The organism is Streptomyces sp. NPDC001292 (assembly GCF_042896465.1).
Taxonomy (GTDB): domain Bacteria; phylum Actinomycetota; class Actinomycetes; order Streptomycetales; family Streptomycetaceae; genus Streptomyces.
Window position 1 is genome coordinate 1 of sequence record NZ_JBIAXG010000038.1, and the last position, 15,756, is coordinate 15,756.

The window sequence follows — 15,756 nt, forward strand, 5'->3', positions numbered from 1 at the left end:
GCGTACTTGTTGGTGAGGACCGAGCCCTGCGCCTCCATGACCGCCACCGGGGCGAAGTTCTCGGAGGCGATCATCTCCAGCGTGGACTGCTGGCGGTGCAGCTCGGCGTCGACCGCGGCGGCCACGTCCGGGTCGAGCTCGTGCAGGGATGTGTTGAGAACAGTCATGTGTGTGTCCGATTCTCAGCCGGCGGTCTCGGCGGCGTACTCGTCGGCGGAGAGCAGGTCGGCGGGCTCCTCGGCAAGGCGCACCTTGAACAGCCAGCCGCCCTCGAAGGGCGCGGAGTTCACCAGCGACGGGTCGCTCACCACGTCCTCGTTGACCTCGGTGACCTCGCCGCTCACGGGGGAGTACAGGTCGGACACCGACTTGGTCGACTCCAGCTCACCGCAGGTCTCGCCCGCGGCCACCGTGTCGCCGACCTCCGGGAGCTGGGCGTAGACGACATCGCCGAGCGCGTTGGCCGCGAACTCCGTGATGCCGACCGTCGCCACGCCGTCCTCGACGGGCGACAGCCACTCGTGCTCCTTGCTGTAGCGCAGATGCTGAGGGTTGTTCATGGCCAGAATTCTCCTGTACGCGGGTCAATGGTGATGAATGGGGGACTGCGAAAGGCGTGCGTGACCAGGGGTGACGTGTCTCACGTCGCCTCCGTGCCGGCTAGGGAGGTGTCACTTCTGCCGCTTGTAGAAGGGCAGCGCCACGACCTCGTACGGCTCGTGGTTGCCCCGGATGTCCACTCCCACACCGGGCGTGCCCGGAGCGGCGTGCGCGGCGTCGACGTACGCCATGGCGATCGGCTTGCCCAGGGTGGGGGAGGGGGCCCCGGAGGTGACCTCGCCGATCACCTCGCCGCCCGCGACGACCGCGTACCCGGCGCGCGGGACCCGGCGGCCCTCGGCGACCAGGCCGACGAGCACCCGGGGCGGCTCGGCGGCGGCGCGCTCGGCGGCGGCCAGCAGGGCCTCGCGGCCCACGAAGTCGCCCTCCTTCTCGAACTTGACCACCCGGCCGAGGCCCGCGTCGAACGGGGTCAGCGAGGTCGACAGCTCGTGCCCGTACAGCGGCATGCCCGCCTCCAGGCGCAGCGTGTCCCGGCAGGACAGCCCGCACGGGACCAGCCCGGCGTCCGCGCCGGCCTCGGTCAGCGCCTGCCACAGCTTCTCCGCGTCGCCCGGTGCCACGAACAGCTCGAAGCCGTCCTCGCCGGTGTACCCGGTGCGCGCGATCAGCGCGGGGACGCCCGCGACCGTGCCGGGGAGCCCGGCGTAGTACTTCAGGCCGTCCAGGTCGGCGATGGGGGCACCTCCCTGCACGAGCGAAGCCGAGTGCTTGGGGGAGAGCGACTTCAGGATGCCGGCGGACTCGGGGCCCTGCACGGCGAGCAGCGCGTAGCTGTCCCGGTCGTCGCGCACCTCGGCGTCGAAGCCCGCCGCCCGCTCGGTCAGCGCGTCGAGCACCACCTGGGCGTTGGAGGCGTTGGCGACGACCAGGTACTCGGTCTCGCCCAGCCGGTAGACGATCAGGTCGTCCAGGATGCCGCCGTCGGCCTGGCAGATCATGGTGTAGCGGGCGCGGCCGAGGCCGATGGTGGCGATGTTGCCGACCAGGGCGTGGTTCAGCAGCGCGACGGCCTGCGGGCCGGTGACGGTGATCTCGCCCATGTGGGACAGGTCGAAGAGGCCGGCCTTCGTCCGTACGGCGATGTGCTCGTCGCGCTCGGAGCCGTAACGCAGCGGCATGTCCCAGCCGGCGAAGTCGGTCATCGTCGCGCCGAGCGAGCGGTGCAGCGCGTCGAGCGCGGTGCGGCGGAGTCGGTCGGGTTCGGTACTGCTCATCGGGCGGTCTCCAAGGCATGACGGGCGAGGACTGATCATGTCCTCCCCATCTGTCATCGGAACCTGAGAGGTTCGCCATGACCGCCGTCGGACGGACGGTGCACGGCTTGCACCTTGGGTGGAGCCACTGCGCCAGCGGCCCGCTTTTCAGATGTGCCTCGCCCGCGCGGTAACGGGGCCTGAGAGATTCAAGGGAGGTACTTGCTCCTTCGGCGCCCCAGCGAGACGGCTGGGGACTCTCCCGCGCGGATTCAAACGGCCGATATGCAGTTGCGCGCACATCATTGCACGCCCGGCCCGCTTCGCGGCAGGGCGGCATCTGTGACCGACCTGTGGCAGGACGTGCACGGAAACGCGGGACGCCGCCTATTACCTTCTTTTTACGATCGATGGGAGGAACGATGACGGCGCACAGGACCGCGTTGTACGCCACGGCCCAGGCCCCCGCACCCATGGTCCGCGACCTGCGGGACCGGTCCGGCCTCGGCCCGCGCGTGCTGCGCTTCGGCCCGCGCGACCTGGTCGTGGTCACCGGCCTGCCCGGCAGCGGCAAGTCCACGCTGATGCGGCGCGCGGTGCACGGCGTCCGCATCGACTCCCAGGACACCCGCGACCGCTGGGACGCCCGCCTGGCGGCGTACCTCCCCTACGCCCTGTACCGCCCCTTGGTCCGCCTCGCCCACTTCGCGGGGCTGCGCCGCGCCCTGCGCTCCGGGGCGGCGCTCGTGGTCCACGACTGCGGCACGCAGCCCTGGGTCCGCGCCTGGCTGGCCCGCACCGCCCGCCGCCGCGGCGGCACCCTGCACCTCGTCCTGCTGGACGTCACCCCCGGCACCGCCCTGACCGGCCAGCGTGCACGGGGCCGCGGTGTCTCCCGCTACGCCTTCCGCCGCCACCGCCGCGCCACCGCCGGCCTGCTCCGCGCGGTCGAGCGCGGCACCCTGCCGAACGGCTGCGGCTCGGCGGTCCTGCTGGACCGCGAGGCAGCGACGCGACTGCGACGAATCGAGTTCACCACCTGAGAACCACACGGTGCGCGGTGCGGCGGGTCGTGGTCGTGGGATTTTTCGTGAGCTTCGGGCTGGTACCCGATAGCCTTTCGGCCACAGCAGTGGTTCACAGCAGGCGGTAGCAGATGGACTTCCCGGCGGACTTCTCCGCGGACTTTCCGGCACAGGCGCACTCCCATCCGCACGGCGGATGGCCCGGCAACGAGTTGGAGGAGGTGCTGTCCGCCTCCCTCGGCGTCCCGTCCGCCGGTGGCCGGATCGTCGAGGTGCTCGGCCGCAGCCTCCTCTGGGTGCCCCTGCCCAACGGCGGCGGTCCCCACAGCGGCCCGCTCGACCTGCCCACGCTGGAGATCGACGGTCAGGCGTACGTGCCGGTCTTCAGCTCCGAGGAGCAGCTCCGCCAGGCCGCGGGCCCGCACATGGCGTACACCGTCGCGCCCGCCGTCGAGTTCGCGCGCGGACTGCCCCCGCAGGCCGGCATCGCGCTCAACCCGGACGGCGTGGTCGGTGTCCCGCTGCCACCGGCGGTCGTGGCCGAACTGTGCCGGGCGGGGCGCACCCCACTGGACGGCCCGTCGAGCGGCGGCCGCGTCCGCCTCTTCGAACCGGACTGGCAGGACGACCCGGTGGACTTCCTCGCCGCCGCCGGCGCCGAGTTCGCCGAGACCGGCGTGGTCAGCACCGCCCGCCGCTGCCTGGCCGCCGTCGAGACGGACGACCCGGTCATGTTCGTAGGCGTCGAACTGTCCCAGTGGGAGGGCGACCCGCAGGCCGGCGCCCTGGACGCCCTGGGCCGCGCCCTGGCGAAGACCCCGGCCCGGTGGCCGGTCAACCTGGTCCTCCTGGACGTGGCCCAGGATCCCGTGGCGGACTGGATGAGGGAGAACGTCCGCCCGTTCTACCAGCACGCCCACTGAGTCCGACCCGGGACGCCGGGGAAGCGCACACGATCCGCAGCCGGCGGCGCACGGCGAGTCCCCGGCCGCCGGACGGCGGCTTAAGCTAGGCCTGCCTCACTTTCCCGCCTGCCCGCCGGGCGGACGACGGGAAGGTGACGACAGGACCCGGACCCACGGCTCGGTCGATACGTCGGTTGTATGGAGGGGCGGTACAAGTGAGCGCCAGCGGCACCACGGCCGGGCAGGTCGAGCAGACGCTGCGCCAGGTGACGCCCGGGCGTTACGACGCCTATGAGGCGCTGCTGCGCGCGCTGGCGACCCCGTCCTCCGGCCAGGTCTGGATGCTGCTGTGGCACGGCCAGGCTGGTTCCCCCGACGCCCAGTACGGCCACATGGAGGTCGACGGCCACGGCTACGCGCCCTGCGTGACCTCCGCCCAGGAGCTGTCGGCCAGCGGCTGGAACCGTTCGTACGAGGTCGTGGACGGCCTCGACGTGGCCCGCACCCTCTACCCCGACCACTACGGCCTCTGGCTGAACCCGCACGCCCCGGGCGGCGGCGTCGGTATTCCGTGGCTGGACCTGCGCCGCATCGCCACCGGTCTCGACCGCCAGCCCGCGGGCCCCCTCCGGCTGTCCGAACCCACCGTCGAGGCCTCGCAGTTCTACGCCCTGCTCACCCAGAACGCCCACCGCACCCCGGCCCTGCGCTCGCTGCGCCGCGCCTGGGTGCAGCCGGCGCTCGGAGCGCCGTACCTCGCCATCGGCCTCGACGTGTACGACACCTCGCCGCCGGCCGTCGACTCGGTGCGCGTGATGATGCAGCAGTCCATCGGCGCCGTCCCCGACGGGCTGCCGGTCTCGACGGTCGCGATGTCCGACGAGTACGACCCGGTCGCGATGTGGCTGCGCGCGAACTCCCGCCCGTTCTACGACCGGGAGAGCCAGGCACCCCCCGCGCAGGCCCAGGCGGCCGGCTACGGCTACCCGCCGGTGCGGGGCGGCTACTGACGCGTCCGGTCCGTCCACCGCAGGGCTCCCGCACGGGTGATCCTCTGCGCGCGTAGATGGATGCGGATGGTCCGCTTTTGCCGTGGGCCGCCCCAACTGGTCCCTGTCCGCCCCTCGTTACCCACTGTCCGGATAACGGAACCCCCCAACCCGCATCACGTTTGCGCATCCATTCACCGCCAAGTCTGGCAACGGATCACCATGGCGTTGAAGACTCCCGCACCAAGGGGGCGTTGCCCCTGTGTACGACGGACTGAACAGCCGCCACAGCGGCAAGCGCGGGCCGGCCACCGCCGGTTGAGAGGGGTCCCTGCCAGATGACGGCACCATTGCACGAGCCGACCGCTGAAGCGGCCCCGAGCGCTGCCGACGAGGCGACGGCCGCCAGCGTCGATGCCAAGGCCGTACAGGGGCGTTCCCTGGGCCGGATCGCCTGGGAGCGCCTCAAGCGGGACAAGCTCGCCCTCACGGGCGGCGTGGTCGTGCTCTTCCTCATCCTGGTCGCGCTCCTCGCGCCCGTGATCGCGCACGCGGTCGGTCAGGACCCCGAACTGCACCACGAGGACCTGATCGACCCGCTCTTCGGCACCCCCAAGGGTTCCCTCGGCGGCATCAGCGGCGACCACCTCTTCGGCGTCGAGCCGGTCAGCGGCCGCGACATCTTCGCCCGTATCGTCTACGGCGCCCAGATCTCGCTGCTCGTGGGCTTCCTGTCCGCCGTGGTCGCCGTCATCCTGGGCACCGTCCTCGGCATCCTCGCCGGCTTCTTCGGCGGCTGGGTGGACGCGGCCATCAGCCGGGTCATGGACGGCCTGCTCGCCTTCCCGCAGCTGCTGTTCATCATCGCGCTGGTCTCCGTCATGCCGAGCGAGATGCTCGGCCTGACCGGCACGGGTGTGCGCGTCTTCGTGATGATCCTGGTCATCGGCTTCTTCGGCTGGCCCTACATCGGCCGCGTGGTGCGCGGCCAGACGCTCTCGCTGCGCGAACGCGAGTACGTCGAGGCGGCACGCTCGCTCGGCGCCGGCCGCTTCTACATCCTGTTCAAGGAGCTGCTGCCCAACCTCGTGGCGCCGATCATCGTGTACACGACGATGATGATCCCGACCAACATCCTCACCGAGGCCGCGCTCAGCTTCCTCGGCGTGGGCGTCAAGCCGCCGACCGCATCCTGGGGGCAGATGCTCTCGAACGCCATCGACTACTACGAGGCGGACCCCATGTACATGGTGGTCCCCGGTCTGGCGATCTTCATCACCGTCCTTGCCTTCAACCTCTTCGGCGACGGCGTGCGCGACGCGCTCGACCCCAAGGGCTCTCGCTGAACTGCCCTACCCCCAGCGACCCGTGCACCTACACGGGGTCTCTCATCTATCCGGAGGATCCGAGAACGTGACTACCCAACGCACCTCAGGGCGGCGCAAGCAGACCATGGCCGCTGCGGCCGTGGTCGCGGCGCTGCTGACCACGGCGGCGTGCGGCGGCGGCAACGACGGCAACGGCGGTGGCGGCGGCTCGAAGAGCGGTGCGGCCGGCTTCGACGCAGCCAACAACAAGGTCGCCCAGGCCTCCGAGGCCAAGAAGGGCGGCACCCTGAAGTTCGCCTCCGCCCAGGACGCCGACTCGTGGGACACCACGCGTGGCTACTACGGCATGATGTGGAACTTCGCCCGCTACTACAGCCGCCAGCTGGTCACGAACAAGGCGGAGCCCGGCAAGGCCGGCGCCCAGTCGACCCCGGACCTCGCCACGGACCTCGCCAAGGTCAGCGACGACGGCAAGACCTACACCTACACGCTGCGCGACGACGTGACGTGGGAGGACGGCAAGCCGATCACCTCCAAGGACGTCAAGTACGGCATCGAGCGCGTCTGGGCGCAGGACGTGCTGTCCGGCGGCCCGACCTACCTGAAGGAGGTCCTGGACCCGGAGGGCAAGTACCAGGGCCCCTACAAGGACAAGGACAAGGAACACCTGGGTCTGAAGGCGATCGAGACGCCGGACGACAAGACCATCATCTTCCACCTGCCGAAGGCCAACTCGGACTTCGAGCAGATGCTGTCCCTGGTCTCGGCGTCCCCGGTCCGCCAGGACATGGACACCAAGTCCAAGTACGGTCTGCACCCCTTCTCCTCCGGCCCGTACAAGTTCGCCTCGTACAGCCCCGGTAAGGACCTGAAGCTCGTCCGCAACACCGAGTGGAAGCAGTCCTCGGACCCGATCCGCAAGGCGTACCCGGACGAGATCACCATCAAGTTCTTCTCGAACGCCAACGATATGGACCAGCGCCTGATCGCCGGCGACTACGACCTGGACCTGAACCAGACCGGTATGTCGCCGCAGGGCCGCCAGACCGCCCTGAAGAAGTACAAGGGCAACCTGGACAACCCGGTCTCCGGCTACGTCCGTTACGCGGTCTTCCCGCAGAGCGTGAAGCCGTTCGACAACATCCACTGCCGCAACGCCGTGATCTACGGCGCGGACCACGTGTCGCTCCAGATCGCGCGTGGCGGCCCGATCGCCGGCGGTGACATCGGCACCAACATGCTGCCCCCGTCGGTGCCGGGCGCCGAGGGCCAGAAGTACGACCCGTTCGAGCTGGCCGGCGCCAACAAGAACGGCAACGTCGAGAAGGCCAAGGAAGAGCTGAAGGCCTGCGGCAAGCCGAACGGCTTCAAGACCACCATCGCCGTCCGCAACAACAAGCCGGTCGAGGTGGCCACCGCCGAGTCGCTCCAGGCGTCGCTGAAGAAGATCGGCGTCGACGTCCAGATCGACCAGTACGACGGCTCGCAGACCACCGGCATCATCGGCAGCCCCTCGAACGTGAGGAAGAAGGGCTACGGCATTATCATCATGGGCTGGGGCCCGGACTTCCCGTCCGTCCAGGGCTTCGGTCTGCCGCTGTGGAACAGCAAGTACATCCTGCAGAGCGGTAACAACAACTACGCCCTGATCAAGGACAAGGCGATCGACGGCCTGTTCGAGGACTACGTCAACGAGCTGGACGAGGCCAAGAAGGCCGAGATCGCCACGCAGATCAACCACAAGGTCATGGAGGGCGGCTACTACATGCCCTTCGTCTTCGAGCGGTTCATCAACTGGCGCTCGGACCGGCTGGCGAACGTCTACACGTCGGACGGCTACAGCGGCATGTACGACTTCGTCAACCTCGGTCTGAAGTCCTCGAAGTAAACCCGGCACACCCGCCGAACGGCACGAAAGGCAGGTGAAGGCCGGCGCGGCGGGACCGCGGGCTCCGGAAAACATCCGGGGGTCCGCGGTCCCGCGGCGGGCCGTAAGCTGTGCTCGCTTACCTCATCAGGCGGTTGTTCGCCGCCGCCGTGATGCTGGTGGTCATCATCCTGGTGGTCTTCAGCATCTTCTTCCTCGTCCCCAAGTGGGCGGGTGTCGACATCGCCCTCAGCTTCGTCGGCAAGCAGGCGGACCCCGCCGCTGTCGAGGGTGTGCGGCAGAAGCTGGGTCTGGGCGACCCGGTCTTCGTCCAGGCCTGGGAGTTCTTCAAGGGCATCTTCGTGGGCCGGACCTACGCGGGCGGCGGCGACGTCACCCAGTGCTCCGCGCCGTGCTTCGGGTACTCCTTCCGTACCGAGCAGGCCGTCTGGCCGGTTCTGACCGAGCGTTTCCCGGTGACCCTGGCTCTCGCGCTCGGTGCGGCCGTCCTGTGGCTGATCTTCGGCCTCGCCGCCGGTGTGCTCTCCGCGCTCAAGCGGGGCACCCTGTGGGACCGCGGCGCGATGATCGTCGCGCTGGCGGGCGTCTCCCTCCCCATCTACTTCACCGGTCTGCTCAGCCTCGCGATCTTCTCCTACGGACTTGGCTGGATCAACGGCGAGTTCGTGCCCCTGGAGGACAGCCTGACCGGCTGGCTCGGCGGCATGATCCTGCCCTGGGTCACCCTGGCCTTCCTGTACGCCGCGATGTACGCCCGGATCACCCGCGCCACCATGATGGAGATCCTCGGCGAGGACTACATCCGCACCGCGCGCGCCAAGGGCCTCAAGGAGCAGGTCGTCATCCGCAAGCACGCCATGCGGTCGACGCTGACGCCCCTGCTGACCATGCTCGGCATGGACCTCGGCGCCCTCATGGGCGGGGCGATCCTCACCGAGACCACGTTCAGCCTCCCCGGCCTCGGGCAGAAGGTGCTGGACGCGATCAAGAACCAGGACCTGCCCTTCATCCTGGGCGTCGTCCTGATCACCTCCCTCGCGGTGCTCATCGCCAACCTCGTGGTGGACATCCTGTACGCCGTGATCGACCCCCGAGTGAGGCTCGCATGACCGAACTCAGCAAGAGCGGCGCCGCCGTGGGCGAACCCATCGCCGCCTCGCCCGCTCCGACCTCCTTCCTGGAAGTGCGCGACCTGAAAGTGCACTTCCCGACCGACGACGGCCTGGTGAAGTCCGTCGACGGGCTCAGCTTCAAGCTGGAGAAGGGCAAGACCCTCGGCATCGTGGGCGAGTCGGGCTCCGGCAAGTCGGTGACCTCGCTCGGCATCATGGGCCTGCACACCGCCGGCCAGTACGGCAAGCGCAAGGCGCAGATCTCCGGTGAGATCTGGCTGAACGGCACGGAACTGCTGTCCGCCGATCCCGACCACGTGCGGAAGATGCGCGGCCGTGAGATGGCGATGATCTTCCAGGACCCGCTGTCCGCGCTGCACCCGTACTACACGATCGGCCAGCAGATCGTGGAGGCCTACCGGATCCACCACGACGTCGACAAGAAGACCGCCCGCAAGCGGGCCGTCGACATGCTCGACCGGGTGGGCATCCCGCAGCCGGACAAGCGCGTGGACAGCTACCCGCACGAGTTCTCCGGCGGTATGCGCCAGCGCGCGATGATCGCGATGTCGCTGGTGAACAACCCCGAACTGCTCATCGCGGACGAGCCGACCACCGCCCTGGACGTCACCGTGCAGGCGCAGATCCTCGACCTGATCCGCGACCTGCAGAAGGAGTTCGGCTCCGCGGTCATCATCATCACCCACGACCTGGGCGTCGTCGCCGAACTGGCCGACGACCTCCTGGTGATGTACGGCGGCCGCTGCGTCGAGCGCGGACCGGCCGAGGAGGTGTTCTACGAGCCCCGGCACCCCTACACCTGGGGCCTGCTCGGCTCGATGCCGCGTCTGGACCGCGATCAGCAGGACCGGCTCATCCCGGTCAAGGGGTCCCCGCCCTCGCTGATCAACATCCCGTCCGGCTGCGCGTTCAACCCGCGCTGCCCGTACGCCGACGTCCCGAAGGACAACGTCACCCGCACGGTCCGCCCCGAGCTGACCGAGCTCGGCAGCGGGCACTGGGCCGCCTGCCACATGACGCAGGAGCAGCGGGAGCGGATCTGGACCGAAGAGATTGCGCCGAAGCTGTGAGTGAGAACGCAGAGGACAAGGCAGTGAGCATCCCTGCACAGAGCGACGGCGCCGAGGCCAGGGCCTCCGGTACGGCCACCCTCACCAAGGACACCGCCCCGGGCGAGATCCTGCTGAAGGTGACCGGCCTGCAGAAGCACTTCCCCATCAGGAAGGGCCTGCTCCAGCGCCAGGTCGGAGCGGTGCGCGCGGTCGACGGTCTCGACTTCGAGGTCCGTTCCGGCGAGACCCTCGGTGTCGTGGGCGAGTCCGGCTGCGGCAAGTCGACGATGGGCCGGCTGATCACGCGGCTGCTCGAACCGACCGCGGGCACCATTGAGTTCGAGGGCAAGGACATCACGCACCTCGGGGTGAGCGGCATGCGTCCGCTGCGCCGCGATGTGCAGATGATCTTCCAGGACCCGTACTCGTCGCTGAACCCGCGCCACACCATCGGCACGATCGTCGGCGCTCCCTTCCGGCTCCAGGGCGTCGAGCCCGAGGGCGGGATCAAGAAGGAAGTGCAGCGGCTGCTGTCGGTGGTCGGTCTCAACCCCGAGCACTACAACCGCTATCCGCACGAGTTCTCCGGCGGCCAGCGCCAGCGCATCGGCATCGCCCGGGCGCTCGCGCTCAACCCGAAGCTCGTCGTGGCGGACGAGCCGGTCTCCGCGCTCGACGTGTCGATCCAGGCGCAGGTAGTCAACCTGCTCGACGACCTCCAGCAGGAGCTCGGCCTGACGTACGTGATCATCGCGCACGACCTGTCGGTCGTCCGGCACGTCTCGGACCGGATCGCGGTGATGTACCTCGGCAAGATCGTGGAGCTGGCCGACCGCGAGTCGCTCTACAAGGCGCCGATGCACCCGTACACCAAGGCGCTGATGTCGGCCGTCCCGATCCCGGACCCCCGCCGCAAGAACGCCAAGAGCGAGCGCATCCTGCTCAAGGGCGACGTGCCCTCGCCGATCGCCCCGCCGAGCGGCTGCCGCTTCCACACCCGGTGCTGGAAGGCGACGGAGATCTGCCGTACGACCGAGCCGCCGCTCAAGGAGCTGAGGCCCGGCCAGCGGGTGGCCTGCCACCACCCGGAGAACTTCGAGGACCAGGCCCCCCAGGACACCGTTCTGCTCACGGCCGCCAAGGAGGCCGCGGAACTCGTGGCCGACGAGGTCCTGGCGGAGTCGGCGGCGACGTCGGCGGCGGTGGCCGCGGAGGTCGGCGAGACGTCGAAGCCGTCCGGGTCCTCGGAGTCCTCCGGGTCCTCGGAGTCCTCGGAGTCCTCGGAGTCCTCGGATTCCGCCGGGACCTCCGAGACCTCGGGCGAGGCCTCCGCGCCTGCCGAGTCCTCGGAGCCCGGCTCCGACGGCTCCGGCAGCCAGGAGCCGACCGAGAAGTAGGCAGCGCGGCTCGATGAAGTCGCACGCGTGATCGAGCGGGAGAGTGCGGAGCCGGCGGACCCGGCGGTCGCACTCTCCCGTCCCGTCGTGTTCGGGGGTGAACCGGCCCCGAGTAACAATGTGGCGTGCTTCAGCAACTGTTCAGCCCCTCCGTCCAGCACACGCTCGACGTGGTCGGCATCTTCGTCTTCGCCATCTCCGGCGCGCTGCTGGCCGTCCGCAAGAACTTCGACGTGTTCGGCATCGCCGTCCTGGCCGAGGTCACCGCGCTGGGCGGAGGGCTGTTCCGTGACATCGTCATCGGGGCCGTGCCCCCGGCCGCCTTCACCGACCTCGGGTACTTCCTCACCCCGCTGCTCGCCGCGCTCGTGGTCTTCTTCCTGCACCCGCACATGGAGCGCATCCAGACCGCGGTGTACGTGTTCGACGCGGCAGGCCTCGGCCTGTTCTGCGTGGCCGGCACGACGAAGGCGTACGCCTACGGGCTGAACCTCACCGCGTCGGCGACACTGGGCATGGCCACCGCCGTGGGCGGCGGTGTGCTGCGGGACGTACTCGCCAACGAGGTGCCGTCGCTGCTGCGCTGGGACCGCGACCTGTACGCGGTCCCGGCGATCGTCGGCGCCACCATGGTGGTGCTGTGCATCCACTACGACGCGCTGAATCCGATCACCAGCGGGCTGGCGGTGGTCACCGCCTTCGTCCTGCGGCTGCTCGCGATGCGTTACCACTGGCGAGCTCCGCGGGCCTGGAACCGCCGGTCGACGGTACAGGAGGAGTGAGGGCCGCCGGGACGTGGTGGGACGGCCGCTGTCCCAGCTCCCTCGTCAGCCAGCGGAACGCCGCCGGGATCTGGGGGCGCCACAGCGCCATGCTGTGGCCGCCCGCGCTGCGCGGCAGAAAGACCACGTGCACGGTGGTCGGCGTCTTCGCGATCTGCTCCAGGGCGACGCCCGCCTGGTACCCGTCGCCACTCTGCCCCGAGAGGTAGAGCGCGATGTGCGGCGGGGTGCGGTAGTTCTTCAGCAGGACGTAGGGGTTGTTGGCGCGTCGCAGCCGGAGGTTCTGGCTGGCGAGCGAATTGCGTTCGCCGATCGGGTCGTTGTACCCGGACAGGCTCACCGCGGCCCGGTAGCGGTCGGGGTGGGCGACGGCGAGCTTGGTCGCGCAGTGCGCCCCGGCCGAGTACCCGGCGGTGGCCCAGCCGTCCGGACCGGACTCGGCACGGAAGTTGTCCGTGACCATCTTCGGCACGTCGATGCTCAGCCAGGTGTCCGCGTTCACGGTGCCCGGGATGTTGGCGCAGCCCGTGTCGATCTTGGCGATCAGGTTCGTGCGCGGCGCCACCAGTATGAACGGCGCGACCCGTCCGCTCCGCATCAGCGGCTCCAGTTGCTCGTGCACCTTCAGGGAGCCGAACCAGGCCTTCGCCGAGCCGGGGTAGCCCGACAGCAGCTCGACCACCGGGAACTTCCTGTTCTTGTAGGCGGGCTCGTCGTACTGCGGCGGCAGCCACACGTAGACCTCGGCGTTCACCCCCGAGACCCGGCCCCTGAGCTGGGTGACCCTGACCCCGCCGGCCGCGCGCATCCCGGGCCCGTCGGCCGGGGTGAACTTCTGCGCGACCCTGGGCAGCTCCCGGTAGGCGATGCCTCCGGTGCCGTCGGCGCCCAGGTTGGCGGCCTGCTGCACGTGGTTGCCGGTGCCGAGCAGGTCGGCCCAGTTGTCGTACAGGTTGTTGGCGTTGTTCACCAGCACGAAGACCAGGGTGATGGCCGTGGCCTGGGCGAACATCAGCATCAGCGCCCGGAGGGCGGCGCGCAGCGCCTTGGGGCCCTTCAGCCGCGTCCAGAGGACGAACGGCAGGACCAGCGCGACCACGGCCAGCAGGATGGCGGTGTACAGGAACGGAGTCCCGGTGAGGCTCATGTCCCGATAGAGGGCGAACAGGGCCTCGGGGTTACGGGCAAGTGCGGACACTTACCGAGAAATTGCCTGCATCTCACCCCGCGAGCTGCTCGTCGTACCATCACACTGGGCGAAAGCTACCGCTCAGTAGTGTCCTCTTGTACCGTTCACGCATGTCAGAAGCAGCCATCTCCGCGGCCGCGCGGGCCACGATCGGCGACAGCGACTTCGACCGGGACACCGCGGTCACCCTGAGCGAGCCCGGCGTCTACGGCATCGATCTCTCCGCCGGCTGGACGATCATCAACGCCGTCAACGGCGGCTATCTGCTGGCCGTCCTCGGCCGCGCGCTCGCGGACGCCCTGCCGCACCCGGACCCGTTCACATCTCGGCCCACTACCTGACCGCGTCCCGGCCCGGTCCCGCCGTCGTCCGCACGGACGTGGTCCGCGCCGGCCGCACCCTGTCGACCGGCCAGGCCTCCCTCTTCCAGCGCGACGACGACGGCCGCGAGGTGGAGCGCATCCGCGTCCTGGCCTCCTACGGCGACCTCGGCGCACTGCCCGACGACGTACGCACCTCGGCGAAGCCGCCAGCGCTCCCGCCTCTGGAGCAGTGCTTCGGCGCCCAGGACGCCCCCGATGTTCCAGCGCCCGTACCCGGCAGCTCGGCCATCATCGACCGACTGATGCTCAAGCTGGACCCCGCCACCCTCGGCTGGGCGCTCGGCTTGCCCTCCGGGAAGGGGGAGATGCGGGCCTGGTTCGGCCTCGCCGACGGCCGGGACCACGATCCGCTCTCCCTGCTGCTCGCGGTGGACGCGCTGCCCCCGACCGCGTTCGAGCTGCATCAAGGGGTGGGTGCCGACCGTCGAGCTGACCGTGCACGTCCGCTGCCGCCCGGCGCCGGGCCCGCTGAGGGTGTCCATCACCACCCGCAACCTGGCCGGCGGCTTCCTGGAGGAGGACGCCGAGGTCTGGGACGGCGCCGACCGGCTGGTGGCGCAGTCCCGGCAGCTCGCACGGGTCAGGCTCGACTGAAGAATCGCGGCCCCGGCGCCCGGCCGGACCGTCAGTCCAGCCAGTGCCGGCGGCCGATGCTGATCAGACGCAGCTGCCGGGTCGCGTCCCGGGTGACGCGCTCGCGCTCCTCCTCGGGGGCGTCGAGCGCCTCCAGGAACAGCGAGCCGGTGATCAGCATCTGGTCGACGTACAGATGGGCGAGCATGAGCAGGTCGTCCTCGCTCCACCCCGCGGACTGGGGGTCCTTGGCCAGTTCGTCCCTCACCTCGCGGGCGAACCGGGCCAGTTGACCGCGCACGACCTCCCGCACCTGCTGCACCCCGCCGTGGCGTTCCCGCGCGATGAAACGGACGTGCGCGGGGTACGCCTCGACATGACGAGCGATCAGTTCGACCGCGCGTGCGATGCGTTGTCCGCTGTCGTCCGCCGAGGAAACCGTCGACCGGATCATCGGGTGCAGGCTGCTCAGCGCCTCCTCGACCAGGGCCACGCCGAGATCCGCGGTGGAGTGGAAGTGGCGGTAGAAGGCGGTCGGGGCGACACCGGCGGCGCGCGTGACCTCGCGCAGGCCGAGGCTGCTCAGGCTCTGCTCCTCCAGCAGCCCCAACGCCGCGTCCATCAAGGCCTGTCGGGTCTTCTGCTTCTGGGCCTGCCGGACGCCGGGAGTGTGGCTCATGCCATTCAGTCAACAAGTGTTCTCCGGATTGTCAAAGCCGGCGGCGCGCTAGACTGAGCAGTCAGTGAACAAGTGTACCTACAAGCGTTCACCGACAAGGGGGATCCGATCTCATGCTGTTCCTCGTCGCCGCACTGCTGCTGCTCGGCGCCGTCCTGGGCACGGTGGCCCACGCGCCGCTCGACTTCACGGTCGCCGCCGCCGTGGTGATCGCCGTCTGGCTCGGGGTCTTCGCGCTCCGCGAGCGCCACGGCCGCAGGCGCGGCACATCCCGCTGACGCCTCACCCGTCCGGCCCGTTCCCCTGGACCGTCTGGAGCAGACCCGCCATGCAACTCACCGCACCGGCCACACGCCGCACCGGTACGCACGACGCCGACGGCATGGCCGTCGCGTCCTTCGTCCTCGGCCTCCTCGGCCTGCTCGTCCTCAACCTGTTCCTCGGCCCGGTCGCCATCGTCCTGGCCGGCGTCGCGCTGTGGCGCGGCACCACCCGCCGCGGCCGCGCCTGCCTCGGCCTGACCCTGGGCATCGCCGACCTCGTGGTCCTGCTGGCCTTCGTACAGGCGGACAACACGCTGTCCTGGAGCTTGTGACAACCTGGCCCGTCCTGATCC

The 15,756-nt window shown here is 69.8% G+C and carries 15 protein-coding genes, 2 pseudogenes and 1 riboswitch; of the genes and pseudogenes, 12 read left to right on the forward strand and 5 right to left on the reverse strand.

Features of this window, described 5'->3' with window-relative positions; translation table 11 throughout:
• From ACFY4A_RS31415 to gcvT, 3 genes and pseudogenes are all read right to left on the reverse strand, one after another.
• Window positions 1-167, reverse strand: a pseudogene (locus ACFY4A_RS31415) (serine hydroxymethyltransferase); the annotation flags it as partial.
• Window positions 168-182: 15 nt separating this feature from the next.
• Complete coding sequence (gcvH, locus tag ACFY4A_RS31420; protein WP_390832713.1) at window positions 183-560, reverse strand: glycine cleavage system protein GcvH; 378 nt, start codon at window positions 558-560, stop codon at window positions 183-185.
• 111 nt (window positions 561-671) lie between these two features.
• Window positions 672-1,838, reverse strand: coding sequence for a glycine cleavage system aminomethyltransferase GcvT (gene gcvT / locus ACFY4A_RS31425; protein ID WP_390832714.1), 1,167 nt, complete (start codon window positions 1,836-1,838; stop codon window positions 672-674).
• A gap of 157 nt (window positions 1,839-1,995) precedes the next feature.
• Window positions 1,996-2,092, reverse strand: a riboswitch (glycine riboswitch).
• 147 nt (window positions 2,093-2,239) lie between these two features.
• Here gcvT and ACFY4A_RS31430 point away from each other — a divergent pair.
• From ACFY4A_RS31430 to ACFY4A_RS31470, 9 genes are all read left to right on the forward strand, one after another.
• Complete coding sequence (locus tag ACFY4A_RS31430) at window positions 2,240-2,860, forward strand: AAA family ATPase (protein WP_390832715.1); 621 nt, start codon at window positions 2,240-2,242, stop codon at window positions 2,858-2,860.
• 113 nt (window positions 2,861-2,973) lie between these two features.
• Window positions 2,974-3,765 (forward strand): enhanced serine sensitivity protein SseB, encoded by a 792-nt coding sequence (locus ACFY4A_RS31435; RefSeq protein WP_390832716.1) that lies wholly within the window; start codon window positions 2,974-2,976, stop codon window positions 3,763-3,765.
• Window positions 3,766-3,962: 197 nt separating this feature from the next.
• The gene (locus ACFY4A_RS31440; RefSeq protein ID WP_390832717.1) at window positions 3,963-4,757 is read left to right on the forward strand and encodes an enhanced serine sensitivity protein SseB C-terminal domain-containing protein; all 795 of its coding nucleotides are present in this window, start codon (window positions 3,963-3,965) and stop codon (window positions 4,755-4,757) included.
• Between the two features lie 317 nt (window positions 4,758-5,074).
• The gene (locus ACFY4A_RS31445) at window positions 5,075-6,082 is read left to right on the forward strand and encodes an ABC transporter permease (protein ID WP_390832718.1); all 1,008 of its coding nucleotides are present in this window, start codon (window positions 5,075-5,077) and stop codon (window positions 6,080-6,082) included.
• A 67-nt stretch (window positions 6,083-6,149) separates the two neighbouring features.
• The gene (locus ACFY4A_RS31450; protein ID WP_390832719.1) at window positions 6,150-7,952 is read left to right on the forward strand and encodes an ABC transporter substrate-binding protein; all 1,803 of its coding nucleotides are present in this window, start codon (window positions 6,150-6,152) and stop codon (window positions 7,950-7,952) included.
• 110 nt (window positions 7,953-8,062) lie between these two features.
• Window positions 8,063-9,061 carry an ABC transporter permease gene (locus ACFY4A_RS31455; protein WP_390832720.1) on the forward strand — a complete coding sequence of 333 codons (999 nt, stop codon included), beginning with the start codon at window positions 8,063-8,065 and terminating at the stop codon, window positions 9,059-9,061.
• Window positions 9,058-10,155, forward strand: a complete 1,098-nt coding sequence (locus tag ACFY4A_RS31460; protein WP_390832721.1) for an ABC transporter ATP-binding protein — start codon at window positions 9,058-9,060, stop codon at window positions 10,153-10,155. The genes ACFY4A_RS31455 and ACFY4A_RS31460 overlap by 4 nt, the downstream gene beginning before the upstream one ends.
• A gap of 23 nt (window positions 10,156-10,178) precedes the next feature.
• Window positions 10,179-11,534: an ABC transporter ATP-binding protein gene (locus tag ACFY4A_RS31465; protein WP_390832722.1), complete on the forward strand. Its 1,356-nt coding sequence runs from the start codon at window positions 10,179-10,181 to the stop codon at window positions 11,532-11,534.
• 125 nt (window positions 11,535-11,659) lie between these two features.
• Complete coding sequence (locus ACFY4A_RS31470; RefSeq protein WP_390832723.1) at window positions 11,660-12,316, forward strand: trimeric intracellular cation channel family protein; 657 nt, start codon at window positions 11,660-11,662, stop codon at window positions 12,314-12,316.
• Here ACFY4A_RS31470 and ACFY4A_RS31475 read toward each other — a convergent pair.
• Window positions 12,225-13,463, reverse strand: coding sequence for an alpha/beta hydrolase (locus tag ACFY4A_RS31475; protein WP_390832777.1), 1,239 nt, complete (start codon window positions 13,461-13,463; stop codon window positions 12,225-12,227). The genes ACFY4A_RS31470 and ACFY4A_RS31475 overlap by 92 nt on opposite strands.
• Window positions 13,464-13,615: 152 nt before the next feature.
• On the opposite strand from ACFY4A_RS31475, the pseudogene ACFY4A_RS31480 reads away from it, so the two are divergent.
• Window positions 13,616-14,482 (forward strand): annotated as a pseudogene (locus ACFY4A_RS31480) (thioesterase family protein).
• Window positions 14,483-14,513: 31 nt separating this feature from the next.
• Here ACFY4A_RS31480 and ACFY4A_RS31485 read toward each other — a convergent pair.
• Window positions 14,514-15,140 (reverse strand): TetR family transcriptional regulator, encoded by a 627-nt coding sequence (locus ACFY4A_RS31485; protein ID WP_390832724.1) that lies wholly within the window; start codon window positions 15,138-15,140, stop codon window positions 14,514-14,516.
• A gap of 113 nt (window positions 15,141-15,253) precedes the next feature.
• Here ACFY4A_RS31485 and ACFY4A_RS31490 point away from each other — a divergent pair, with 113 nt between their 5' ends.
• Both ACFY4A_RS31490 and ACFY4A_RS31495 read left to right on the forward strand, forming a co-directional pair.
• The gene (locus ACFY4A_RS31490) at window positions 15,254-15,418 is read left to right on the forward strand and encodes a hypothetical protein (RefSeq protein WP_390832725.1); all 165 of its coding nucleotides are present in this window, start codon (window positions 15,254-15,256) and stop codon (window positions 15,416-15,418) included.
• A gap of 50 nt (window positions 15,419-15,468) precedes the next feature.
• Complete coding sequence (locus ACFY4A_RS31495) at window positions 15,469-15,735, forward strand: DUF4190 domain-containing protein (RefSeq protein WP_390832726.1); 267 nt, start codon at window positions 15,469-15,471, stop codon at window positions 15,733-15,735.
• Window positions 15,736-15,756 lie beyond the last annotated feature (21 nt).